This window comes from Ohtaekwangia sp. (assembly GCF_036568665.1).
Taxonomy (GTDB): Bacteria; Bacteroidota; Bacteroidia; order Cytophagales; family Cyclobacteriaceae; genus Ohtaekwangia.
In genome coordinates, this window is the sequence record NZ_DATCSD010000428.1 from 23,586 (window position 1) to 48,718 (window position 25,133).

Sequence of the window (25,133 nt, forward strand, 5' to 3'; positions counted from 1 at the left end):
CCTACAATTAGGAATTAATTATAAACATCTACAGCCCTATACTACGAACGTATTGCTCATGAAAAAACAACCCGTGTCGCCTCCGGTATATATACTTCGGTTTTTTCGATGGTTCTGTAATCCGAATATAGTAAGGTATATAGAAGGCGATCTGCTGGAACTATACCACGAGCGATTGCAACGAGTAGGGAAGAGACGTGCAGACTTGCTTATCGCTATAGATGTTTTGTTACTGTTCAGGCCCGGCATTATTCGCAAGGCCGGCAATGTTCAATGGATAAACAATCACGCTATGTTTAAAAATTACCTGAAGGTTGGATTCCGGAATATACTGAAGTATAAAGTGTTCTCCGGTATAAATGTATTTGGACTGGCTATAGCTATGTCGGTGTGTATGCTCATCATTTTGATGCTGGCCGATCAAAAACGATACGATGCCTTTCACGAAAAGAAAGATCGTATATACCGTATACTTTCAACCTACAGTACAGCCCGGCAACCTTATGCTACATCGCCCTATCCACTGGCGGCAACATTAAAGGCCGACTATCCGGTAATGGAAGACGCTGTTAATCTTACACCCGGTGTTGGTGGTGATGGCAGTTATCAACAGCGTCTGGCAGATATGCGCGGCTATTTTACTGATCCGTCTTTCTTTCGTGTTTTTAGTTTTGAATTGCTCAAAGGCGATAAAGTTACTGCGTTGAAGGAACCCAATTCGATGGTAATAACAACCGATATAGCAGAGAAACTCTTTGGTAATGAAGAACCACTTGGTAAAACCATTGAGTTTGCTGACCGGCAATTACCTTTTCCGCAGCGTATTGGTGATGCAGGCAGTGCAGCCGATCCGTGGGGAAGTTTTACCATTACCGGTGTGATCGATGCACACCGCTATAAATCACATTTGCAATTTGATGTACTCGTGTCGGCATCCTCACGGCTGGCGCTATATGCAGAGAAAAAACTGGAAGATCGTTCAGATAACTGGCAATCGTATTACCAGACCTATACCTTTGCCTTGCTGCGGGAAGGTAAAAATACCAGCGATCTGACAACAGCGTTGAGCGACCTGGTAAAACGGAAATATACCACCTTCACTTCCGAAGAGACAAAAGACTTCAGGTTGCTCGCACAAAATCTTGCCGATGTACAACTGGATCTGAAAGGTAACGATACAAACAATCGCATGCCACGCATCGGGTATTACTTCCTCTCCGTGCTGGCTATAGTAATTATGTTCTCAGCATGTTTAAACTATACCAATCTTTCCATAGCCCGGGCGTTAACACGGGCTCGCGAAATTGGTGTGCGCAAAGTTACCGGGGCATCGCGCAGATCGCTTGTGCTGCAGTTTCTCAGCGAATCGGTTCTTACCGCTATGTTTGCTCTGGCCATGGCGTTGGTGTTGCTGGTGGCGATTAAACCAGCCTTTAAAAGTTTATGGGTCAATAAGTATCTCGAATTTGAATTACCATCTTCCTTTAGTGTATATGCTGTATTTACAGGCTTTGCATTGCTGATCGGTATTATATCCGGAGTATACCCGGCTTTTAGATTATCATCTTTCCAACCCGTGCGCGTATTGAAGAAACTGGATGTGAGCGGCACAGGTAAATTAGGCATGCGCAAAGTATTAAGTGTTACGCAATTTGTTATATCGCTTTTCTTTATCACTACCGCCATATTGATCTTTAACCAGTTTAATCATTTTCTGAAGTTCGATTATGGCTTCGATACAAAAGGTATAGTAAATATACCCTTGCAAGGTATAGATCACGAAAAGCTTTCGCATGCATTTGGTAACGTGCCGGGAGTGGCAACCATATCTGCCTGCGATATTATTCCGGCTGCAGGGCAAAGCAACGGCATTCAGTTTAAACGGGCCGGAAGCACACAAGAGTATATGCGTGGCGGAGTATTGCGGGCTGATGAAAACTTCATTGGCAATCTCGGCCTCCATATCCTGGCAGGAAAAAATATACCTTCTGTTGCATCCGATCGCTTTGTGGTAGTAAACGAACAGATGGTGCGAACACTGGGCTATAAATTTCCTTCACAAATTATAGGGGAGACGTTCGAAACCAATTGGGACGATGGTATACTGGAAGTAGTGGGCGTAGTAGAAGACTTTCGCTATAGATTGCTGATCAACGAAGATAAGATCGAGCCTATGTTCCTGCGCAATCAGCCCGGTCAGTTCGCACACCTCAACGTGCGTATAGCTTCTGCCAACCCGGCAGCGGTTATAGCGAGCCTCGAAGAAGAATGGAAGAAGATAGACCCTGTACATCCATTCCGGTACGACTATTTTGATGATCAGTTAACCAGCACGCATCAGGGAATATGGGACGCGGTCTCTATTATAGGTTTCATTGCTTTTCTCGCAATTGTTATAGCGTGCCTCGGCTTATTGGGTATGGCTATGTATACTGCCGAACGAAGAAAGAAAGAAGTGGGCATCCGGAAAGTATTGGGTGCAGAAGATCTACGTATAGCGATACTCTTATCGAAAGAATTTCTGAAAGTACTTTTTATCTCAATCTGTATTGGTGCGCCCCTTAGCTATATCATCAACAACTCATGGCTTCAGAAATTTCCTAACCGTGTCGACTTTGGTGTTGGCACTGTATTACTCGGAGTATCCGTACTGCTATTGCTTGGTCTGTTCACCATCAGCTCTCAAACCATACGTGCTTCGCGAAGCAATCCTGTAGAAGCACTGAAGGTAGAATAACAGGGAACTTTGAATTTCCTGGAACATTGAACTTTAAACCTTGAACAGAAGCGTAAAGCTCAATATGTAAAGCAAAAGCAGATAGCTCCGAGCTTGCCAGGCATATATTTTTCTTCCATTCGGGAAAGTAATTTGCAATGGCAGGTAAAGATATGGTTTGGTGGCAGTCGGGTGTGATTTACCAGATATACCCGCGGTCTTTTCAGGATAGTAATGGTGATGGTGTTGGCGATCTCATGGGTATTGCATCGCGGCTCGATTACCTGCAGTGGTTAGGTGTTCGTGCTGTGTGGCTCTCGCCTATATATCCATCGCCCATGGCCGACTTCGGTTATGACATCTCGGATTATGGGGATATTCATCCACTCTTTGGCACCATGCAAGACTTCGATGCATTGCTGGAAGGCATTCATCGCAGAAAAATGAAACTTATACTGGACCTCGTTCCTAATCATACATCTGATAAACATCCCTGGTTTCTTGAGTCAAGATCATCACGCGATAATCCGAAGCGCGACTGGTATATATGGAAAGATGCTCGCGAGCATGGCGCGGTGCCCAACAACTGGCTTGCAGCGTTTGGTGGTTCTGCGTGGGAGTGGGATGAAGCAACACAACAATACTACTATCATGCTTTTCTCAAAGAGCAACCCGACCTGAACTGGCGTAACACCGAAGTTCAAACTGCTATGCTTTCGATGATGCGCTTCTGGCTCGAAAAAGGTGTGGATGGTTTTCGTGTCGATGTCATGTGGCACATGATAAAGGATGCCTTGTTTCGTGATAACCCTGTTAACCCCGACTATCAGTCGCACATGGCTACCTACGATCAGTTACTCCCTATATATTCAACCGACCAGCCCGAAGTGCATGACATTGTGCGACAGATGCGTTCATTGCTGGATGAATTTCCCGAGCGCATGATGATTGGTGAAATATACCTGCCTGTGCACAAGCTGATGATATATTACGGAACCGATAATAAAGGCGCGCATCTTCCCTTCAACTTCATGTTACTCACGCTGGCGTGGGATACAAAAAAAATCACAGCTGCTATAAATGAATATGAGACCTCATTGCCCAAAGGCGGCTGGCCCAACTGGGTGCTAGGTAATCACGATCAGCCGCGCGTAGTGAGTCGTATAGGGATAGAGCAGGCGCGTGTAGCCGCAGTGTTGCTGCTCACCCTGCGCGGCACACCCACTATATATTATGGTGAAGAGCTGGGCATGCGCGATGTTGCTATACCACCTGATAAGATGATGGACCCGCAGGGACTAAATATGCCAGAGAAAAATCTCAGTCGCGACCCGGCACGCACGCCCATGCAATGGGATAACAGCGAATATAGCGGCTTCTCATTAGCGCGTCCGTGGTTGCCCGTAGATCGTACAGCTGCGCAGAACAATGTTCGCGTGCAGCAGAGCGATCCGTCTTCCATGCTTTGGCTATATAGGAAGCTGATCCGTCTTCGTGAAGAAAACCCGGTGTTGATAACAGGTTCCTATATACCGGTATATACCGATCACCAGATCATTGCTTATCTGCGCAAAGAAGAGGGGCACCCTGTTTTTTTAATTGTACTCAACCTCAGCCATCGCCCGTGTTATTTTAAACTGGAAAATCGCTCGCTCTATGGCACCATTGTTCTATCTACAACGCCTGCCCTGGAGCAAACAACGGTGCGTGATACCATAACCCTGAGCGGTGACGAAGCTGTAGTTATTGCGTTACAGGATTCAGAAAACAATAGATGATGTATAACAATACCGGTCCATACTATACAGGAAACGCCACCTGCATGTTTACCTGCTGGGCACCCGAGAAAAATTCAGTTACGCTGCGTATAGTCAGTCCGTTTGAACGGGAAGTATATATGGTAAAAGATGCCATGGGGTATTTTCATGCAACTCTTACCGATGTTCCTGCCGGTATACAATACTTTTTTTTACCCGAAGGAGAGAACGCACTGTTACCGGATCCGGCTTCCAATTATCAGCCACAGGGAGTACACGGCCCTTCGGAAGTAGTAGATCATACAGATTTTCCGTGGGATGATATTGGCTGGACAGGTATACCTCTGGAAGACCTCGTGCTGTACGAGCTGCACGTGGGTACATTTACGGAAGAAGGTACCTTCGAAGCAATTATACCGCGACTGGATGATCTGGCGGCCATGGGTATAAATGCTATTGAGCTGATGCCGGTAACACAATTTTCCGGAGAGCGCAACTGGGGATATGATGGTGTTTTTCCGTATGCACCGCATGCCGTATATGGCGGCCCTATAGGATTAAAGAAACTGGTAAATGCCTGCCATCAGAAGGGCATAGCAGTATATTTAGATGTAGTATATAATCACGTAGGCCCCGAAGGAAATATACTGAAGCGCTATGGTCCGTATTTTACTTCGCGCTATACGATTCCGTGGGGAGATGCCATGAATCTGGACGACCGCTGGTCGGATGGGGTGCGCGACTATATTTCCAACAATCCGCTTTACTGGTTTAGCTATTATCACATAGATGGCTTGCGCGTGGATGCAATCCATACACTTTTTGAAGCCAATGCAGTTTCTATCTGGGAGGAGATGCACCACAAAGTGGCAGCGTTGAGTAATGCCCTGGCCAGACCGTTGTACCTGATAGCCGAGAGCGATCTGAACAGTCCGCGCGTAACACAGCAGCCGATCATGGGGGGAATGGGGTTTGATGCACAATGGCTTGATGACTTCCATCATGCATTATATACTGTTGTAGATAAACGTGGAAAGCGCAGGTATGAGGATTATGGTTCGCTGTATCAATTAGCGAAGGCTTATCGCGATGGATTTGTATTGACGGGCGACTTTGTAAAATTTCGCAAGCGCAGGTTCGGTACATCTTCTGCCGGTGTACATGGGAAACACTTTGTTGTGTTTAATATGAACCACGACCAGGTGGGTAATCGTGTAGGAGGAGAACGGCTCAGCAAACTAATCGATTTTGACAGATTGAAACTGGTAGCCGGTGCGTTGTTTCTGGCACCCTATATTCCGCTGCTGTTTATGGGAGAGGAGTATGCAGAGGAAGCGCCCTTTCTTTTTTTCTGCGATCACCAGGATCCGAAACTGATACAGGCTATACGCGAAGGAAGAAAAAAAGAGTTGGCCGGTTTTTCCGATGAAGGTGAGCCTGCCGATCCGTTTGCCCGCGATACTTTTCTGCGCTGCAAACTGCAATGGAAAAAACGCCGGGAAGGTAAACATGCTATTATGCTGGCGTGGTATAAAATGTGGATCGATCTGCGCAATCGCTATAAAGTGTTGAAGAACTATAATAAGATCAATATAACGGTAGATGTACAGGAACCGGGTATGCTGATTATACAGCGAAAATACCAGGAGCAACTTCGGTTAGTGGCATTTATAAACTTTGCAGAACAGGATACAACGTATGGGGTACCCGCAGGGAACACGCGCTGGATAAAATGCCTGGACTCCCGTGATGCCCGGTGGAACATACAGCCACAGAAAGTTTCCGGAGTGCCGGAGCAGATAACCGGCTCAGTATCTATTATGCTGCCGGCTCTCAGCCTCGTGCTATATGAAGTTACTGCGGATGAATAAGATTTTGGAGGAACAATTTTTTTGTGTCGGTTTGTGAAACTGTTAAGACCGTAATGATGGATACCACACTAACAGAAAAATTGCTGGGCCGTATCGTAAAGGAAATGGATTCGGCCACCCGTGTAATAGAAGCTTTGCATAAACGTGGCTATACCTATAACTTCGAACTTACGGATGAGAAGCTTATTTGCCTGCAAAATTTCAAATGTTATTTCCCTGACGACTTTGTGGTGGATGTAGTTTATCCGCTGGAAGGAGCCAGCCATGATCTGAAAGAATGTTTTCTCTTTGCCTTGCGTGAGCCCCTGACAGAAGTGAAGGGTATATTTTACTTTACATGCTATACCGGTAATTCTTTCTCCAGGTTGCTATAAAACTCTACAGCCATCCTCAGCCTATCCATAGAATACCCCAACTATACCGGAAGTATACATCATTTTCTGCGGCATGGCTTTTACGCTATCGGCAGAAAAAAGATTTATGAGAAAAATTACAGCATTCCTCGTGGCGATGTTTATGGTAAGCATCGCGTTTGTTCATGCACAGCAAACTGATTCCACGCGCAATCAGCAACGGCCGTCACAAAGCTCTCCGTCTACAGAACCCACACAGTCCGATCAGTATAAGTCGGGCGACTTCGATGAGATCGAATCGGCCGATGTACCCGCCTCGCTGCGCAGCACATTACAGCGCACACAGTATAAAGGATGGGAAAGCGGAAAAGTATATCGCAGCAAAAACAACAGCGGTTATTGGGTAACCATCGGAACAGGCAGTGATACCAGAAATTATTACTTCGACAGAAACGGAAGAGCTACAAAAGCTCCCGGCCCTGGCGTTGGTAAATCTCCGGAATAGTAATAAACCAGTTCTGAAAAAGAAAGCTGAACGATCTTCAGCTTTCTTTTTTACAGCCTATAGTATAAAATGTCGTATAAAAACAAACGGAGTATAAATATACCGGAGTGATGGAAAAGAAATGGCTATACATGGGAATGGCAGGCGCGGCATGGCTGATGGCTCACGCCATTTATCGGCAACGCACAGCCTATAAATTCGATGATAAAGTTGTGTTGATCACCGGAGGTGCACGAGGACTCGGGTTAGTGCTGGCGCGCAAGCTTGCCGCAAAAGGTGCCAAACTTGTGTTGTGCAGTCGCACAGAATCACAGCTTCAGTCAGCAGAAACAGAATTGCGTCAGGCCGGTGCGGATATACTAACCGTTGTGTGCGACATTACAAAGCCTGAGCAGGTAAACGATATGATCGCTCGCATTATAACGCACTATGGCAGGCTCGATGTACTGGTCAACAATGCCGGTATAATTCAGGTGGGTCCTGCGGAATCATTTACCGAGGCGGATTATAAAATTGCTATGGATACAAATTTCTGGGGAGCACTCTATACGATGCTGTCTGCAATTCCTCATTTCAGGAAACAGGGAGAAGGCCAGATTGTAAACATTACTTCTATAGGTGGCAAAGTAGCCGTGCCGCATTTACTTCCCTATACCGCCAGTAAGTTTGCTTTGGTAGGACTCTCGCAGGGTATGCATGCATCACTCAGAAAGTATAACATTGCTGTTACTACTGTGGTACCCGGCTTAATGCAAACAGGAAGTCCGCGTAATATCGATGTGAAGGGAGATTATACCCGTGAGTATGCCTGGTTTAAAATTGCTGGTTCATTACCTCTTGTTTCTATGCGGGCGGAGAAAGCAGCCGAGGCTATTATAAAGGCCATATCGCACAAACAATCGGAACTTGTATTTCCGTTAACATCCAAAGCGGTAACGGCTATACAGGGCATCGCTCCCGAATTACTGGCCACCGTCATGGCTTTGGTAGATCGCCTGTTGCCGGCTGCTAAAGGCATGGATACCCATAAAGGATATGAGAGCGAATCACTTCTTTCTGTTGGATTGGGCAAGCGAAGCACCGCAGCTGCTATTCGTAATAACGAATACTGAAAAAGGTGAGTGACACGAAATATACCTTCGTATCAAAATGGGTACTTCATATAGATAGGGTATATATTTACCCCAGGTATTGGCCCGAGCTTTCGCTACAGGTCTGGAGATTTCGGTTGTCTTTCCCGGTTGTAAATTTTGCAGCCAACCGTCAATGTATCAAAAATGATTATTTAATTCCTTATCAACCTGCGCACCATCTTGCATGAGGAGCATTGGCAACACTTTTAAAAAGCATTGGTTATCTCGCTATAGACGGGGAATACTTTTTAAGTCCTTCCTGCTATTCGGCACATCGCATACGGATAATGGTAAAGGAACGATCAGAAGGCGAAGTGTTGTGAATGTATATATAAAAACATACTCCTATGAAAAGATCTATAGTGTATTTTGCAAAGCCCCGGCTTATGCTTCTCCTTTTTTTTCTGTATGTCGGATTATTCTCATGTGACGATTCGATGGATGATGATGATAACGGAGATAGCTCGGGTATATCTGCCAGTGTGTATGCTGAACGACTTGATACTCCCTGGGAGCTGGCATTCGCTCCCGATGGAAGACTCTTTATTACGGAGCGGCCCGGGCGTGTTTCTATAGTGGAAAATAATACGGTAAAGCCCTGGCTGGAGCTTGACTCCGTAGCGTTGGAAGTAGGAGAGTCCGGATTACTCGGTCTTGCGCTCGATCCGGATTTTGCCCATAATAAATATGTATATATAGGATATACCTACGCTGCCAGCAAAGGGCCGCTCAAGCTGGTGAATAAACTGGTTCGCTACCGTGAAGATGCCTCGGATAAACCTGTGTTCGATCGGGTATTGCAAGATGGCATAGAGGGGAACTATATCCATAATTCAGGTCCTATAGAATTTGGGCCTGATGGTAAATTATACTGGGCAGTGGGCGATCGCTATGTTCCTGCACTGGCACAGGATACCGATGTGCGCAACGGTAAGATATTGCGGATGAATTCAGACGGAAGTATACCAGACGATAATCCGATGACAGAATCCTATATATACTCTTACGGACATCGTAATCCGCAGGGGCTGGCATTTCACCCGGAGACGAAGGAACTATGGTCAACCGAACATGGACCTTCCGATGAACAGGGATGTTGCATGGATGAGATCAACCGTATACTCCCGGGAAGAAATTACGGATGGCCTGTAATTCGTGGCAGCCAGCAACAGGCAGGCATGGAAACACCGGTATATTATAGTGGCGATACCACTACATGGGCACCGACAGGTGGTTTCTTTATAACGCAAGGTTCCTGGAACGGTGCGTTTGTGTTTACCGGTTTACGGGGACAGGCACTCTATAAAGCGAGCTTCAGTACTGATAAGACACAGATTGTAAAAGTTGACCGGTATCTCCATCGTACTTTCGGACGACTGCGCAATGTGGTGCAGGGACCTGATGGCAACCTATATATAGCAATCAGTAACCAGGATGGCCGAGGGCACCCGGCAGAAACTGATGATCGTATCATCGTGATCAGCATCGATGAGCTGGATCGCATTGGCCCCGATCATGATTAGTGTAACAAACAATATACTCTCATTATGAAACTATATACTTTCCAAAACGGAACATAAAATTGTTTTTTCATGGGTAGTAACGGCCACTGTATAGATATAGTTATATACGGTGGCCTGTTACAAACTCAGATGGTGGTGTCGTCATTGATCTCGTTCTCATCGCCAAGTTGTTTGTTGCGATGATTTTCTTTTTTACGCGAGTCTGTAGATACATGCGGTTCCTGCTGTTCGCCCTTCTTATTCTCAGGCGTTGAGGGAGTTGTTTTTTTCTCTCCGGAGGTGGCAGGTTGTTGCCGGGTTGGATTTTGCTTTTTCATTGTTATAAATTTTAAGAATACTATATATACTTTATTGCCTTGGGAGAAGAATAAATCTTCATTCCAGGGAATGCTTGGCATGGTGTGGATGAGTGATGCGTTTCCGTGTGGTACGTTTGCGAATAAGCGTCCAGAAATGTTTAGGCCATGTAATCATGTTGCCGATCAGGAAATGATCCTTCAGATTATTGCGCAGGTTACTCCGCATAATGCGCACTACCTGGTCTTTATGTACTTCGCCTACTTCATTTACCTGCAGCAAAAGTTCTACGGCAATAAACGCGAGAATCGCTGCAATCAGAAAGAGAAAATTCCATTCATGAAACAAGGCAAGTCGAAAGAGCTTGTTGGTCTGCGGACTATTCCATGTGGCTACTACAATGAGCGAGCGATGGGTAAAGTAATCGGCCAGCACTCCGCCCAGCACCGGGGCCACGGAAGAAAATATAGAAGTGATGATATTTTTGCAGGTAAGGTATACAATGGCATCTTCCTTGGGAGCGAGCTTCAACCCTATATTTGTTAACGAGAGATTGATGCCAGCTGTAGATATACCCGTAAAAATGTGAATGGAAACCAGTAATATGATATTCGCATAGTCTTCCGAAAATATACCGGCAAAGCACCAGGCGATCAGGCAGAGTATATATAGAGGAGCGCCAATGGCGATAATCGTTTTGTTGCTATACCGGTCCGCATACATTCCCCATGCACGAATGGTAAGTATACTGAACACCTGGCTTACAATGGCAAAGGTAATAATATAGGAGAGGGGTACATGCAAAGTCTTTAACATAAACACGGTAAAAAAAGGCGTGGCGATGTTGAGGGCAAATACCCAGGCCGAGTTAAAGATGAGCAGCCGCTTAAAGTTCTTGTCTTGCAGCGGTTGCCTGATAAGCCGGAGTATATTTTCTTTTTTCAGATACGATTGTGGCTCCTGTACACGCGAAAGAATCAAAGCACCCGTAAGCCCGATAACACCACCAAGTATAAACATATAGGCATACGTATCCGCTTCGGCATCGGGATAATGGCGTTTCACATAATCAACCAGTAAAGCCAGTATAATACTCAGCACTACATTCAGTGTTTGCGTATAACTGCTTCGCCGGGAAAAATAGGAGCCGAGTGATTTTTCAGGAACCATGTCTTTGATCCATGAGTTCCAGCTGGGCCCGGCAATGGAGCCGAAAAGAAAATATACAAAGAGCAAAACGATAAGTGCATTCACAAAATGATCGGCCGATACAAGGAAGGGCAATATACCAATAGCCACCAGTGGTATGCGAGCACATACAGCGCACAGAACGGCCACTGCTCTGCGGTTGTTGAATTTACGTACCAGCCAGATCGATACAAGCTGAAAGAGGTTGGTGAAGGTTGGCAACGATGCTAATAAACCGATCTGAAAATTGGAAGCGCCCATCAATAATGCCATGGCTACCAGAAAGGCTCCGCCTGTAAGCGTAGTCATCGCCTCAGCAGCGAGACCATCGCCAATCATAAGCTTCAGTCCCGTTTTGATCTCCTCTTCCGATAGCGATTGTTTGGGCGTAAAATTCATGCGTCAGTATATCTATCTATATATAGAGCTATTTCTATTTCAAATGCTCTTTCGTGTGTGTTCAGTCATAAATATCCATGCCTTCCAAAAGTATAGGTGCGTACAACACTTTAGGCAGATGTCTGGCTGATGGGCAAACTAATGCGCACTTACGATTCGTTTAGATGAGAAGTGTCTATAACCGGGTCTTATTTCTACTCTTCATCTGCTGGCGTTATTATTTAGACGCTTCTGCCGCATTGAAAAGCATAGACGCGTATGGAGCATCGCAGACGTACCCGGATTTTTACCTGGCATATTCACGGAAGTTACCTGTACTACTTGTCGCAGTGTAACTTTGATATATACATTCCGCTGGGTAGCCCGGGCCACGAAGGGTATATCGGGCGAGGCACTACATTTCCTTTCGGTGCCAACGTAATAGAAGTGCCGGCAAACGAGGTAAGACACCTGGAGCTTGATTGCATCCTTTTCCAGACAAACAGAAATTACCTGGAAGATCAATACGAGGTATTATCTCAAGAGCAGCGAAGCTTGCCTGCGATATACCTGGAGCATGATCCGCCCCAGCGTGTGCCGACCAATACCCCACACGTTGTAAATTCTCCGTTAGTGACACTGGTACATGTTACATCTTTCAACGCGTTGATGTGGGATAACAACGATACACCTACAACAGTAATTGATCATGGCGTTATAGCACCCGATGCAAGCTATACCGGGGAGATACCCAAAGGCATTGTGGTGATCAACAATTTATCGGAACGCGGAAGACGCCTCGGTTATGATATATTTCTGGAAGTTCGAAAATATATACCGCTGGATCTTATTGGTATGAATACAGAGATGATCGGCGGTCTGGGAGAAGTCCTTCATCCGCAGTTACCGGCATTCGTCAGTCGCTATCGGTTTTTCTTTAATCCTATTCGCTATACCAGTCTCGGCCTTGCTGTGCTGGAAGCCATGATGATAGGAATACCGGTAGTAGGACTTGCAACAACAGAAATGGTTACCGTGATCCGGAATGATGAATCCGGATATCTGCACACAGATATACAGTATCTCATCAATAAGATGCGCCTGTTGTTGAAAGACAACGCACTGGCCAGGCGCCTGGGGGAAGAAGGAAAGCGTGTTGCTACAGGTCGCTTTTCAATACAACGTTTTGTTCATGATTGGGAGCAACTCGTAGAAGCTGTTATCGCCAGACACCCGGAGAAAAACAGCATGGCTCAATTGATAACTACAGGAGGAACTGCTATATGAAAATGAAAAGAAGAATTGCTTTTATCAGTGAACATGCTTCACCGTTGGCTATACTGGGGGGAGTTGATAGTGGCGGACAAAATGTATATGTAGGAGAGTTGGCCAGGCATCTCGCAGCGAAAGGATATGAAATAGATATATATACCCGGAGGGATAATACCGGCCTGCCACCGGTAATTAACTGGATACCGCGGGTGCGCGTTATCCATATACAGGCTGGGCCGGTAGAAGTAATAGAGAAGGAACAGTTGCTGCCCTATATGACTGCTTTTACGGAGAACATGCTGGCTTTTATCCGGCAGGAGAATCTTATATATAGCTTGCTTCATGCAAATTTCTTTATGTCGGCAGTAGTGGCCAGCGGTATCAAGGCAGCACTGAATATACCTTTTGTGGTTACGTTTCATGCGCTGGGTTATGTGCGCAAGCTATACCAGGGAGATAACGATCGCTTTCCTGCAGAACGCATTGATATAGAAAGACGCATTGTACAGGAAGCAGATCATATTATAGCCGAGTGTCCGCAGGATCAGCAGGATCTTGTTAACCATTACCAGGCTTCACCTCAGAAGATCTCCATTGTGCCGTGTGGATTTAATCCGCAGGAGTTTTATCCAATCGATCAGCTATTGGCACGAATGGTACTGTCAGTAGATTCCAGCGAGTATATCATTTTGCAGCTTGGTCGCATGGTGCCGCGCAAAGGCGTAGATAATGTGGTGCGTGCGTTAGCAGATGTCAGAGATAAAGGTATAGCGGCCCGCTTGCTCGTAGTAGGAGGAGAGGCTGATACTGCCGATCCTGCCACCGATAAAGAAATAGAACGACTCACTACTATTGCGCGCGAAGAAGGTATAGCGGAGTATGTAACATTTGCAGGCCGTAAGAACCGCGATGTGCTGAAGTACTATTATGCCGCAGCCGATGTATTTATTACAACACCGTGGTATGAACCCTTTGGTATAACGCCGCTTGAATCAATGGCGTGTGGCACCCCCGTTGTAGGTTCGGATGTAGGGGGTATAAAATATACTGTGAAGGATGGTGAGACTGGTTTCCTTGTTCCTCCCAATGATCGGGATCTGCTCGCCAGACGCATCACTGAAATTCTTTGCGATCCTGCATTGGCTGCACGCATGAGGCGTAACGCTATAAAGCGCGTTAATGCGATGTTTACCTGGGCGCACGTGGCCGATGCCATGGCATCGATCTATGAACGTCTGTTGCTGACTTCAGTAGAGATCGGAGAGGATGCACGCGTGCAACAATATATACTCAATGCTTTTGATCAGGCGATTGAAACAATTGAACTCTCAAAAAAAGTTTTGCCCGATACCATACGCGAAGCTGCCAGCCTGCTTACCGAGTGTTTTCGGAACAACCGGAAAACACTGGTGTGTGGCAATGGCGGCAGTGCAGCCGAAAGTCAGCATCTTGTCGCTGAGCTGGTAGGACGTTTTGAACTTCCCTATAGAAAGGGATTACCCGCTATAGCATTAACAGCCGATAGCTCTGTGATAACAGCGTGGGCAAACGACATAGGCTATGAAGATATATTTGCACGACAGGTAGAAGCGTATGGTCAGAAAGGTGATGTGCTGATATGCTTCAGCACCAGTGGTATGTCGCCCAATATTATACGCGCCATGAAGATGGCCATTGATAAGCAGATGCAGTGTATAGCTTTTAGTGGCAAAGGTGGTGGCGAGATGTGGCAGTATGCGCATGTCGATATCGTTGTGCCGTCTAACAGTACACAACGTGTGCAGGAGATGCATCTGCACCTGCTGCATACCATTTGCAGTTTGGTAGAAACAAACCTCTTCAGTCTGGAGCCGTCACACAAAGCCGGTAACGGTAAAAAGAACGGACATCACAATGAAGCTAACGAAATGCAGGTACAACATGCTATATCCATTCGAAAATGAACAAGGCCGTTTTCATTGATAAAGATGGAACGCTGATAGAAGATATACCCTATAATGTAAACCCCGAGCGGATTGTACTCTGCGAAGGGGCCCGGGAATCGCTCGCGCGTTTAAAGGAACAGGGATACCTGCTGATCGTTATTTCGAATCAGGCCGGTGTAGCGCATGGTTACTTTCAACTACAGGATCTTCAGCAGGTGAAAGAACGACTATTTCTTTTACTGAAGGAACTGGATGGTTTTTACTTCTGCCCGCATCACCCGGCAGGTGTTGTGCAGGCCTATAGTATAGCTTGTTATTGTCGCAAGCCGGAGCCGGGCATGATTCTGCAGGCAGCGCGTGATTTTAAGGTAGAGCTTTCGCGTTCGTGGATGATCGGAGATATACTCACCGATGTAGAAGCCGGTAACAAAGCAGGATGCAGAACCATCCTGGTCAACAACGGTAATGAAACGGAATGGAATATACAGGAAGAACGCAGGCCGACTTATATAGTAAAAAACCTGCGCGAAGCCTCTCAACGCATATTGAAAGAAGAATGGCAGATACAAGAATAACAGAGGCGGAGTTCGGGCCGATCATTCAACAGTTTGTAACAAAACGTATACTGGTGATCGGAGATTTTATACTCGATGTATACCTGAAAGGCATCAGCTCACGACTATGTCCTGAAGCACCCGTGCCGGTAGTAGATGTAGATGAACAAACCCTGTTGCTGGGAGGCGCGGCCAACACCGCGTGCAATATAGCAGCATTAGGAGCACAAGTATCGTTTTGCTCGGTGATTGGTGGCGATGCGTTCGGACGAAATGCAATGGACCTGCTGCAGCGGGCCGGTGTAGGCACCGGAAATATACTGATGGTAGAGGATAGAAAAACCATTGTGAAGACACGCGTAATGGCCGGCAACCATGTGCTGATACGCTATGACGATGGTGATGAAACCGCTATACCTGCGTGGTGTGAAGAAGCCCTGATCGAAAAGATACTTTATAGTATATCCACTTATGACGCGGTTATACTTTCAGACTATAACAAGGGTGTACTCACTCCCCGTATAGTGGAAACATTGACAGCTCTGCGAAACAAGCAATCATTTTTTATAGCAGTAGATTCCAAGCGGCTTTCATTCTTTCGGTCACTCAAACCCTCGCTGGTAAAACCGAATTACGAAGAAGCTATGCGCCTGTTAGATCTTCCGCCGGTGGCCCATAATCGCGCAGCACAACTGCGGGAATATGGAGAAGACCTTACTATAAAAACACAGGCGATTATTACAGCGCTTACGCTGGATGCCGAAGGTTCACTGATCTTTGAGCGCAGCCGGCCCGTGTACCGAACGTATACCCAGTCCGTTGTGTCGCCCAATGTTTCAGGTGCGGGTGATACCTATATCAGTGCGTTTACATTGGCGAGTATAGTCGGAGCCAGCCCCGCTATAGCAGCATCATTGGCAACAGCAGCAGCTTCCGTAGCCATCCGCAAGGAAGGCACGGCTGTTTGTTCAATAAAAGAACTGCTGGTGCAATTCGATTCGCAGGAAAAATTTATCTATGACATAAGCGCTCTCGAAGCAGTTGCTGATGCCGTTAAACAGGCCGGTAAGAAAATTGTATTCACCAACGGATGCTTTGATATACTGCACAGCGGTCATGTTTCGTACCTGGAAAAAGCGCGCAGTGCCGGTGATGTACTGCTGGTGGGTATAAATACAGACGAGAGCATTCGCAGACTAAAAGGAACTTCGCGACCGGTAAATACACTGGCCGACCGTATGAAGGTGCTGGCAGCGCTGAGCTGTGTAGACTATATCGTGCCGTTTGGTTCGGAGCATGATGATACTCCGGTATCGCTGCTGAATGTTATCAGGCCGCACGTTTTTGTGAAAGGCGGAGATTATACCGAAGATACATTGCCTGAAGCAGATACGGTGCGTGCGCACGGGGGTGAGATTGTATTTATACCCTTGGTGCCGGATCATTCCACCACCATCATCATCGACCGCATTCAGGAAGCGAAAGCCGCTGCGCAAGAGTATACATCGGTATTATTATGAAACGCTGGGATACATGCCAAAAGATAGTTTGCGTTCGCCTCGATAACATGGGCGATGTGATCATGTCGTCACCGGCTATACGTGCACTCCGGGAAACATTTCATTGTTCCATCACCGTAATGACCTCTTCTTCGGGGGGTGATGCAGCGCGATTGATACCGGGTGTTGATGACGTAATTATAGCCGATGTACCCTGGGTAAAACTGCAATCCTCTCCCGGTGTATGTCGGAATATACTGAACATACTGGAGGCGAAGCAGTTTGATGCAGCCGTTATCTTTACCGTATATAGTCAGAGTGCATTACCGGCCGCATTGTTGTTATCCATGGCAGCTATACCGCTGCGCCTTGCATATTGTCGCGAGAACCCGTATGATTTGTTAACCCACTGGGTACCCGATGAAGAGCCCTATACCTTGATTCGTCACCAGGTAATTCGCGACCTGGCCCTGGTAAAAAGTATAGGGGCAAAGGTAAAAGACGATCGCCTGTTGCTGAATCTCCCCGAGTATGCCTGGGATTCCGTGCAGAAGAAGCTTGGAAATATAGGGCTCGATGTTGCACGACCTTTTATACTCCTGCATCCGGGTGTAAGTGAAAAGAAACGTGAGTATCCGCTGGAGTACTGGGAGAAAATTGCAGATCGTGTAACATCGTTATATACTATACCGGTATTGCTCACCGGTTCAGCCAGTGAAAGTGCGTTGACAGCAAAGATCGAACAACACTCCGGGGGAAAAGTATTTTCTGTAGCAGGCATGTTTTCGCTGGATGAATTTATCATGCTGGTCCGCTATGCCCTGTTAACAGTAACCGTTAATACAGGTACTGCCCATATAGCAGCTGCTACGCAAACCCCGGTGATAGTGCTATACGCGCTTACCAATCCACAACATACACCGTGGAAAGTTTCGGGAGCAGTATTGCCGTTTGATATACCGGAAGAGATGCGCAGCAGCAATGAAGTGATTCGTTTTGTGCATGAGCATTACATGAATCAATCTATACCCATAGTGTCTCCGGAAGACGTGGTGCATACTATACAGAATATACTGGAGCAATTCGGTATACATGCCAACGCAGACGAATATCTAAATGCAAAATGAGCGGAAGCGAATGGATCCATACCCATGCCAGTATACTGAAAGGAACGGTATCCATGCCGAAGTAAATAACATTTCGGTGATATGTTTCGGAGTGTGCGCTGTATGTTGAAGCCGCTTCCAGGTGAAATATAGCACCAGCATGAGCCAGGTAGTGAGCGAAAAATAGAGCAAGGGTATATTGTTTGTAATAGTGCCTGCAATGCCTGCTAAAAAGAACAGGATCATGGCATAGTATAATTCGGGAGGTCGAAAGTGTAATTTTTCCCGGCACAGTTCCGGATGTTTCTTTAGAAGCAGGGCATCAAACATTCCCTTCTTTTCTTCGTGAAGGCATCGTCCCCAGGAGGCTTTGCGCACCGGGTGAGTTACACATGCCTGGCGTACCGGGTATATACGAATGCCATGTTTTATACATTGAAACTGCAGGTCGCTGTCTTCGCGCCACGCCATCGTAAAAGCTTCGTCCAGGCCGTTGATCATTTCCAGCGCTCTGCGTGTAGTGGCACAGTTGGCAGTGATAAATTCTGCCTTTTCGAGATCCGCTATAGTTTGCTCATAATCGGTTGGCGGATTGGTACGCGGCACGAGCGTTTGCCCGGTCATGGCTATATTTCGTTTGCCGGTAATGCGATATACATCGCTGAAGGCACGAAGCCATTGCGGCTCGGGAAGGCAATCATCATCCGTAAAAGCAATGAGCTCTGCCTGCGAATGCTTCCAACCCATGTTGCGGGCTGCTGCAGGTCCGCGCTTGGCAGGCAACGCCAGCATATGTATCGGCACTGCCTGTTGCTGACTGAAAGCAGCTACTGCCTGAGAAGTCGTTTCGTCAGGACCATCGCTTACTACAATAATCTCAAAACGATTGACCGGATAAGATTGTCGCGTGAGTGCCTCCAGGCATTTTAGCAACAGCACCGGCCGGTTATAAGTGGGTATAACAACAGATATAAAGGGACTCATACAGGCTTCGGAAAAAAAATAATGCCTGGCACTACTTTATAATATATATCCGGTAACAGACAACTATGGATCACATTGATAAAAATGAAATTCAGCGCATTGGTATACTTCGTGCACTTTACCTGGGCGATATGCTGTGCATCATTCCCACCGTACGAGCTGTGCGGGCCGCGTATCCGAAAGCACGTATCACCTTGATAGGATTACCCTGGGAGAAAAGTTTTGTAACGCGGTTTCATTTATACTTTGACGACTTCCTGGAATTTCCCGGCTGGCCCGGATTACCGGAGCAGGAAGTGATGCCCGAAAAATTACCGGACTTTATTACGTCCATGCAATATGAACACTTCGATCTCTTTATACAAATGCAGGGCAATGGCACAGAGACTAATGCGCTTTGTATTTTGTTCGATGCCCGCTATACGATTGGCTTGCGGGAGCCGGGTGAGAAAACACTCAACCCGGTATATTTCCCGGAGTCGGGAGATGATGAGCATGAAATTCTACGCTTTCTCAAACTTACCAGTGTATTGGCTATACCTCAACAGGGCACTGCACTGGAATTTCCGTTTCTACCGGAAGAAGAACATGCTTTTGAGACAATGCAGCACCAGTTGAATTTACTTTCGCATAAGTATATATGTATACATCCGGGAGCCCGCAGCGAACTTCGCAGATGGCCTGCAGAAAATTTTGCTGCCGTTGCCAATGAAATTATACCGGAGGGATACCAGGTAGTGCTGACAGGTTCTTCAGCAGAAGCCGTTATACTTCGCGAGGTAGAGCAACAGATACACCATCCCGTTATCAACCTGGTGGAACAATGCGGTCATGTGGGCATCGGTGAACTGGCGCAGATCATTGTTCACAGCGAACTTCTCATCAGCAACGATACCGGTGTTTCGCATGTAGCCGCTGCGTTGCAAGTGCCAAGTGTTATACTGTTTTCTGCACATTCTGATCCCGGCCGCTGGGCACCCCTGGATACATCGCTGCACCGGGTTGTAGGTCCCGGCCAGGTAAAAGATATACCTTTTGTCGTGAAGCTGGTGAAAGAACAACTTCAGCATAAGGCTACCTCTTTTATACCCACGCTGGCTCCGGATAATCCGTAAGGTTACTGTGCATCGCTGGTCAGTAGTGTTTCTTCTTTTTCGATCGTGGCTATACCCGATGTCGGTTTTTTCTCCAATAGAAAAGAGCCGATCACCAAAGCATCGAACGGAGACGTCCAGAAACATTCGATCGCGTCACGCGGTGTGCACACAATGGGTTTGCCCAGCGTGTTGAAAGAAGTATTGATAAGTACCGGAACACCGGTTAACTGTTTGAATGCTTTTAGCAATTCATAATACAACGGATGTTGATTTCGATTTATAGTTTGAATACGGGCTGTGCCATCTACATGTCGCACGGCCGGTATATCAGAAGCCTTATCATTTTTCACAGGATAGACAAATAACATAAAAGGAGAGAAGCCGCCTTGTTCAAACCATTCGGCCGCATCTTCTTCCAATACAACCGGTGCCACCGGTCTGAAGTCTTCGCGGTCTTTTACTTCATTGAGGCGTGCCTGCATTGAAGCATGTATAGGAGATGCCAGTATGGAACGACTACCCAATGCGCGTGGACCAAACTCCATTCTTCCCTGGTACCAGCCGATGATCTTGTCTTCTGCCAATAGTGCTGCTGTTTCTTCAGCAACAGCGTGCATCTTCCGGTAAGGTATCTTAGACCACTGCAGGAATTTCTCAATCTCTTCATCTGTATATCCCGGCCCCCAGTAGGCGTGATCCATTTCGAAATGGCGCGTATAGTCATGCCGTTGTTTACTATCAATCCAGAGTGCAGCACCCAGCGCGGTGCCGGCATCACCGGCAGCAGGCTGCACCCAGATATTTTCAAAACATCCTTTGTCGCGCAGGTAAGCATTCAGCACACAGTTCAGTGCAACGCCACCGGCCATGCACAGATTTACTTCATGTGTCCGGTCGTTCAGCCAGTGACTTAATTCCAATACTGTTTCCTGCAGTACATATTGCAACGAGTGGGCTATATCAAAATGGCGCCTGGTAAATTCATCACCCCGCAGGCGCATGGGGCCGAGCAACTCCGAGAGATCAACCTGATCGATCGTATAACTTCCATTACCTTGCAGATGAATGATTGAACGAAATTCTTTTATAAATTCCGGTTTACCATACGAGGCCAGTGCCATTACTTTATACTCATCGGAAGAATGGAGAAATCCCAGGTGCGTGGTTACGTGTTCATATAGCAGCCCCAGCGAGTGAGGCATCATCACTTGCCCCAGCAGGGTAAGATCATTTTGCGCACCGGTATAATAGGAAGTTGTAGCAAGTTCACCACGACCATCCAGTGTCATAACAGCAGCCCGGGTATAGGGCGAAGCATGAAACGCGCTGGCAGCATGTGCCAGGTGATGATCCACCCAATGCCATTTCTCCCGGGGTATATAGCTGTTGATAAAACGCTTTTGTAAATGATGCGGATAACCATCAACAAGTTGAGCGGGAGCATGCAGTATACTTGACAGGAATAAAGGATCCCAGGGTGAAGTCCATAAATTACTATGGGGCGATTCTTTACCATCAAACGGAATTCCGATTGCTGCATTTCCCTGCAGTGCCTCCGGTATCAGCAGGTATGGATTGAAAGCATAGGCAAAATGATCTACATCGTTCACATGAATGTCCGCAGTCTTCAGGCAATAGTCAATAGCATGGAAAGGTAATTCATACGTGGAAAAAGGTATAGGTCTCTTTCCGTGCTTCGTATGTGTAAAGCGCTCTTCTTCGGCTGCTGCGAGCAGCACTCCGTTTTTTACCAGGCAGGCAGAAGAGTCGTGAAAGGTGGCGTTGATTCCAAGTGTATACATGCAATATAAAGTTGTTGAATGAAGAGATGCCTGTAAAGTATTATTCCTTGACGGAATGATGATGCATGTGTAGCATAACGGGCAAAGCAAAGTGATCGTGGCGTGGTGCTGGGGTAAATGTGTACCAACCGTTGTTGATGCCTTGTAAAGATTGACCGGTATATTTTTTTAACCGTTGCCATGGCAATAATGTATGCCTGCCTTTGTACGTCATCCTTAACAGATCGTCACACTTTCGCTGTTGGTAGTATAGTTTACAGTAGCGAGTAATCAGTTTGTTTTAAAAAATCCTTCACCCATAAATCATGTATATATATGAAAGCAACAGTATTTCACAAACCCAAAGACATTCGTGTAGAAACAGTAGAAGATCCTCAGCTGGAAGATGCCAGCGATGCGATCATACGCGTTACGTCAACAGCGATCTGCGGATCAGATTTGCATATCTATAATGGCATGGTGCCTCAACCCCGACCGATGGTATTAGGCCATGAGTTTATGGGTATAGTAGAAGAAGTTGGTTCCGGTGTACGTAATCTGAAGAAAGGCGATCGTGTAGTGGTTCCTTTTCCTATAGCATGCGGGCACTGTCATTTTTGTCAGATGGAGTTGCCGGTACATTGCGAAAATTCTAATCATAAAACATACGGTCCGGAAGGAGAGATCATCAAGGCTAAAGGAGCGGGTGGTGCCTTGTATGGGTATACCGACCTATATGGCGGATACAATGGCGGCCAGGCCGAGTATGCACGGGTTATGTATGCGGATTATAGTCCACGTAAAGTGCCGGATAGTCTCACCGATGAGCAGGTATTATTTCTCACCGATATATTTCCTACCGGGTGGAGCGCTGTTGATTGGGCGAATCTGAAAGGAGGAGAGACCGTTGCTGTTTTTGGATGCGGCCCCGTGGGCATCATGGCGCAAAAAGCTGCGTGGCTGAAGGGGGCAGGGAGAGTTATAGGTATAGATATACAAGAGTATAGATTGGCAGCCGCACGACTCGCAGCAAATTCAGAAACGATCAATGCAAAAGATACCGATGCTGTTGCTGCCATTCGCGCCATGACCAATGGTTATGGTGCCGATGTATGTATTGATGCTGTAGGTATGGAGGCCGATCGTACTGTATTGGAGAAAGTCGTAAATGTACTGCAGGCAGAGAAAGGATCGATGAAAGTGCTGGAGTATTGTCTGGATGCTGTGCGCAGAGGCGGTGTTGTATCGGTAGTAGGTGTATATGGCTCACCGTACGATAATTTTCCGTTGTATAAATGGTTTGATAAAGGATTAAAACTCGTAGGAGGCCAGGCTCTCGTGCAACGCTATATCGATCAACTATTAGCATTGGTTGTTGAAGGAAAAGTAAAACTGGATGACATCATTTCGCATACTGTGCCGCTGACTGATGCTTCTGCGATGTATGATATATTTAACAAGAAGGAAGATAATTGTGTAAAAGTTGTATTGAAGCCGCAGCTATAACGAACTCTGTTGCGGGTAGTGTTATACCCATTTCACGAATAATACTAGGCAGGATTTTTTAATCTTTGTTTGTGATTGTAATTAGTATATTCTGTAACGGGTATATATTATGGCACTGAAAAATTCTGCGAAGAAAGAAGCCCGCAAAACCAACGGCACAAGAACGGATGGCCATGCAGATGGTAAATTCTCTGGCAAGTCGTACAATGCCTTTAAAGAATATAAAGGGCAGCGGTATACCGGCATGGCTGTGGGAAGAAGTCATAAGTGGAATTATGACAAGGGAATATGGAAGGAAACAAAAGTTACTCCCGATCGCTGGGAACTTACCTACGATGTAATAAAACGAAGGGCGGGTCATGCACCGGAAGGTTCAGGCGTGCCGGTAGGCACCGCGTATCACTGGTTTATACTCTCGCACCAATATGTAGAGAAGCTCAACGCGAATGATTATACGACCTCAATGGTTGGTCTTAAATTCAAACTCGCACATAAGCGTGCCGATAAGGACAAGTGGAGTGTATCAGATGCCACGCAGTATAAAAATCTTATTCGTTTACTGGAAGATTTTATTGCAGAACTGAAAAGTGATCCCGCCAAGACAATGCCTGTGCCTCTCAATTTCCAATACCGTGGAAAAGAATATAAAGGTGTAGGTATTCCCGTTATATCCAGTTGTGATAAAGGTATCTGTCATCAGCTTGATATAACACTGAATAAAAAACATCTCGGAGTATTAAAATGTATGAAGAACGGTTGGCGATTAACAGATGCCGCACAAGGCCTGGCGAATGCTATAGGGGAAGAGGTTTTTCATTGGTATGAATAGGGATGCCCGGGGTCAGGTTTGTTGTCAATGTTCAAGGTTCAGATTCTTGGTTTAGGGTTGATATTCCATGGTTAATGGTGGATGAAGAAAGGACATTCATATATAGGTACTTCAGGATGGAACTATAAGCATTGGATCGGAACGTTTTATCCGGATGATACGAGAAATGTAGATCAGTTCGCGTATTACCAGACTATATTTAACACCGTTGAACTGAATAACTCTTTTTACCATTTACCGGCAGCTGAAACTTTTAAGAAATGGAAAGACGCCTCCCCGAAGGACTTTGTATTTTCCGTAAAAGGCAGTCGCTATATTACGCACATGAAGAAGGCTAAAAGATTCGGAGGAAACGTTGCGTAACTTTCTGGAGAACTCTTCTGCATTGGGTAAAAAACGCGGCCCTGTACTTTTTCAATTACCACCCGGTTGGAAACTCAACATCGATCGGCTGCAGGAATTTCTCAAACATCTGCCAAGGGGTAATCGCTATACATTTGAGTTTCGCAACACCACCTGGTATACGGAAGAAGTATATACCTTGCTGCGCAGGTATAATTGTGCTTTCTGTATCTATGAGCTGGAAGGCCATAGAACACCAGCCCTTGTTACTGCCGATTTCATATATATCCGGCTTCATGGTCCCGGAGATAAGTACGAGGGAAGTTATACGAAAGCTATATTGAAACGCTGGGCAAACAAGATCCGGCAATGGATGGATGGCGGAAAAGATGTATATATATACTTTGACAATGACCAGGCGGGGTATGCAGCCTTCAATGCGCAACAGCTGCAGGCAATGATGCAGGCATAATCGCAACGCGCTGGGGAAGTGTGGTTGTGATGCAGGCGAAGGGAA

The 25,133-nt window shown here is 46.3% G+C and carries 21 protein-coding genes; 17 read left to right on the forward strand and 4 right to left on the reverse strand.

Annotated elements, in window-relative coordinates; genetic code table 11:
• The first annotated feature begins 58 nt into the window (after positions 1 to 58).
• From VIN08_RS25015 to VIN08_RS25045, 7 genes are all read left to right on the forward strand, one after another.
• Entirely contained in the window at positions 59 to 2,737 is a 2,679-nt protein-coding gene (locus VIN08_RS25015; protein WP_331971424.1) for an FtsX-like permease family protein, read from the forward strand.
• Between the two features lie 137 nt (positions 2,738 to 2,874).
• Positions 2,875 to 4,494, forward strand: a complete 1,620-nt coding sequence (locus VIN08_RS25020) for an alpha-amylase family glycosyl hydrolase (RefSeq protein ID WP_331971426.1) — start codon at positions 2,875 to 2,877, stop codon at positions 4,492 to 4,494.
• Positions 4,491 to 6,344 carry a malto-oligosyltrehalose trehalohydrolase gene (gene treZ, locus VIN08_RS25025; protein ID WP_331971429.1) on the forward strand — a complete coding sequence of 618 codons (1,854 nt, stop codon included), beginning with the start codon at positions 4,491 to 4,493 and terminating at the stop codon, positions 6,342 to 6,344. The genes VIN08_RS25020 and treZ overlap by 4 nt, the downstream gene beginning before the upstream one ends.
• Positions 6,345 to 6,397: 53 nt before the next feature.
• Positions 6,398 to 6,718: a hypothetical protein gene (locus VIN08_RS25030; RefSeq protein WP_331971432.1), complete on the forward strand. Its 321-nt coding sequence runs from the start codon at positions 6,398 to 6,400 to the stop codon at positions 6,716 to 6,718.
• 106 nt (positions 6,719 to 6,824) lie between these two features.
• Positions 6,825 to 7,202 carry a hypothetical protein gene (locus VIN08_RS25035; protein ID WP_331971435.1) on the forward strand — a complete coding sequence of 126 codons (378 nt, stop codon included), beginning with the start codon at positions 6,825 to 6,827 and terminating at the stop codon, positions 7,200 to 7,202.
• A 110-nt stretch (positions 7,203 to 7,312) separates the two neighbouring features.
• Complete coding sequence (locus VIN08_RS25040) at positions 7,313 to 8,314, forward strand: SDR family NAD(P)-dependent oxidoreductase (protein WP_331971438.1); 1,002 nt, start codon at positions 7,313 to 7,315, stop codon at positions 8,312 to 8,314.
• Positions 8,315 to 8,721: 407 nt separating this feature from the next.
• Entirely contained in the window at positions 8,722 to 9,858 is a 1,137-nt protein-coding gene (locus tag VIN08_RS25045; RefSeq protein ID WP_331971440.1) for a PQQ-dependent sugar dehydrogenase, read from the forward strand.
• A gap of 125 nt (positions 9,859 to 9,983) precedes the next feature.
• Here VIN08_RS25045 and VIN08_RS25050 read toward each other — a convergent pair whose 3' ends face one another.
• Complete coding sequence (locus VIN08_RS25050; protein WP_331971525.1) at positions 9,984 to 10,256, reverse strand: hypothetical protein; 273 nt, start codon at positions 10,254 to 10,256, stop codon at positions 9,984 to 9,986.
• Entirely contained in the window at positions 10,234 to 11,742 is a 1,509-nt protein-coding gene (locus tag VIN08_RS25055; protein WP_331971443.1) for an MFS transporter, read from the reverse strand. The genes VIN08_RS25050 and VIN08_RS25055 overlap by 23 nt, the downstream gene beginning before the upstream one ends.
• 258 nt (positions 11,743 to 12,000) lie before the next feature.
• On the opposite strand from VIN08_RS25055, the gene VIN08_RS25060 reads away from it, so the two are divergent.
• The 5 genes from VIN08_RS25060 to VIN08_RS25080 are packed head-to-tail and all read left to right on the forward strand — an operon-like array spanning position 12,001 to position 18,098.
• Positions 12,001 to 13,008 (forward strand): glycosyltransferase family 4 protein, encoded by a 1,008-nt coding sequence (locus VIN08_RS25060; protein ID WP_331971445.1) that lies wholly within the window; start codon positions 12,001 to 12,003, stop codon positions 13,006 to 13,008.
• The gene (locus VIN08_RS25065; protein WP_331971448.1) at positions 13,005 to 14,936 is read left to right on the forward strand and encodes a glycosyltransferase; all 1,932 of its coding nucleotides are present in this window, start codon (positions 13,005 to 13,007) and stop codon (positions 14,934 to 14,936) included. The genes VIN08_RS25060 and VIN08_RS25065 overlap by 4 nt, the downstream gene beginning before the upstream one ends.
• Positions 14,933 to 15,493, forward strand: a complete 561-nt coding sequence (locus VIN08_RS25070) for an HAD family hydrolase (protein ID WP_331971451.1) — start codon at positions 14,933 to 14,935, stop codon at positions 15,491 to 15,493. The genes VIN08_RS25065 and VIN08_RS25070 overlap by 4 nt, the downstream gene beginning before the upstream one ends.
• Complete coding sequence (rfaE2, locus tag VIN08_RS25075; protein ID WP_331971454.1) at positions 15,475 to 16,992, forward strand: D-glycero-beta-D-manno-heptose 1-phosphate adenylyltransferase; 1,518 nt, start codon at positions 15,475 to 15,477, stop codon at positions 16,990 to 16,992. The genes VIN08_RS25070 and rfaE2 overlap by 19 nt, the downstream gene beginning before the upstream one ends.
• Positions 16,989 to 18,098 (forward strand): glycosyltransferase family 9 protein, encoded by a 1,110-nt coding sequence (locus VIN08_RS25080; protein WP_331971457.1) that lies wholly within the window; start codon positions 16,989 to 16,991, stop codon positions 18,096 to 18,098. The genes rfaE2 and VIN08_RS25080 overlap by 4 nt, the downstream gene beginning before the upstream one ends.
• On the opposite strand, the gene VIN08_RS25085 is transcribed toward VIN08_RS25080, so the two are convergent.
• Complete coding sequence (locus VIN08_RS25085; protein ID WP_331971460.1) at positions 18,084 to 19,061, reverse strand: glycosyltransferase family 2 protein; 978 nt, start codon at positions 19,059 to 19,061, stop codon at positions 18,084 to 18,086. The genes VIN08_RS25080 and VIN08_RS25085 overlap by 15 nt on opposite strands.
• Before the next feature lie 65 nt (positions 19,062 to 19,126).
• On the opposite strand from VIN08_RS25085, the gene VIN08_RS25090 reads away from it, so the two are divergent.
• A complete protein-coding gene (locus tag VIN08_RS25090) occupies positions 19,127 to 20,176 on the forward strand; it encodes a glycosyltransferase family 9 protein (protein ID WP_331971463.1) in 1,050 nt (349 codons plus the stop codon).
• A 2-nt stretch (positions 20,177 to 20,178) separates the two neighbouring features.
• Here the strand turns inward: VIN08_RS25090 and VIN08_RS25095 are convergent, their stop codons facing one another.
• Positions 20,179 to 21,960 carry a carbamoyltransferase family protein gene (locus VIN08_RS25095; protein WP_331971467.1) on the reverse strand — a complete coding sequence of 594 codons (1,782 nt, stop codon included), beginning with the start codon at positions 21,958 to 21,960 and terminating at the stop codon, positions 20,179 to 20,181.
• 315 nt (positions 21,961 to 22,275) lie between these two features.
• On the opposite strand from VIN08_RS25095, the gene VIN08_RS25100 reads away from it, so the two are divergent.
• The 4 genes from VIN08_RS25100 (at position 22,276) to VIN08_RS25115 (ending at position 25,088) form a co-directional block, all read left to right on the forward strand.
• Complete coding sequence (locus VIN08_RS25100) at positions 22,276 to 23,445, forward strand: alcohol dehydrogenase catalytic domain-containing protein (RefSeq protein ID WP_331971470.1); 1,170 nt, start codon at positions 22,276 to 22,278, stop codon at positions 23,443 to 23,445.
• Between the two features lie 109 nt (positions 23,446 to 23,554).
• Positions 23,555 to 24,274, forward strand: a complete 720-nt coding sequence (locus VIN08_RS25105) for a hypothetical protein (protein WP_331971473.1) — start codon at positions 23,555 to 23,557, stop codon at positions 24,272 to 24,274.
• Positions 24,275 to 24,355: 81 nt separating this feature from the next.
• Positions 24,356 to 24,637 carry a DUF72 domain-containing protein gene (locus VIN08_RS25110; RefSeq protein WP_331971476.1) on the forward strand — a complete coding sequence of 94 codons (282 nt, stop codon included), beginning with the start codon at positions 24,356 to 24,358 and terminating at the stop codon, positions 24,635 to 24,637.
• The gene (locus VIN08_RS25115) at positions 24,630 to 25,088 is read left to right on the forward strand and encodes a DUF72 domain-containing protein (RefSeq protein WP_331971479.1); all 459 of its coding nucleotides are present in this window, start codon (positions 24,630 to 24,632) and stop codon (positions 25,086 to 25,088) included. The genes VIN08_RS25110 and VIN08_RS25115 overlap by 8 nt, the downstream gene beginning before the upstream one ends.
• The last annotated feature ends 45 nt before the right edge of the window (positions 25,089 to 25,133 follow it).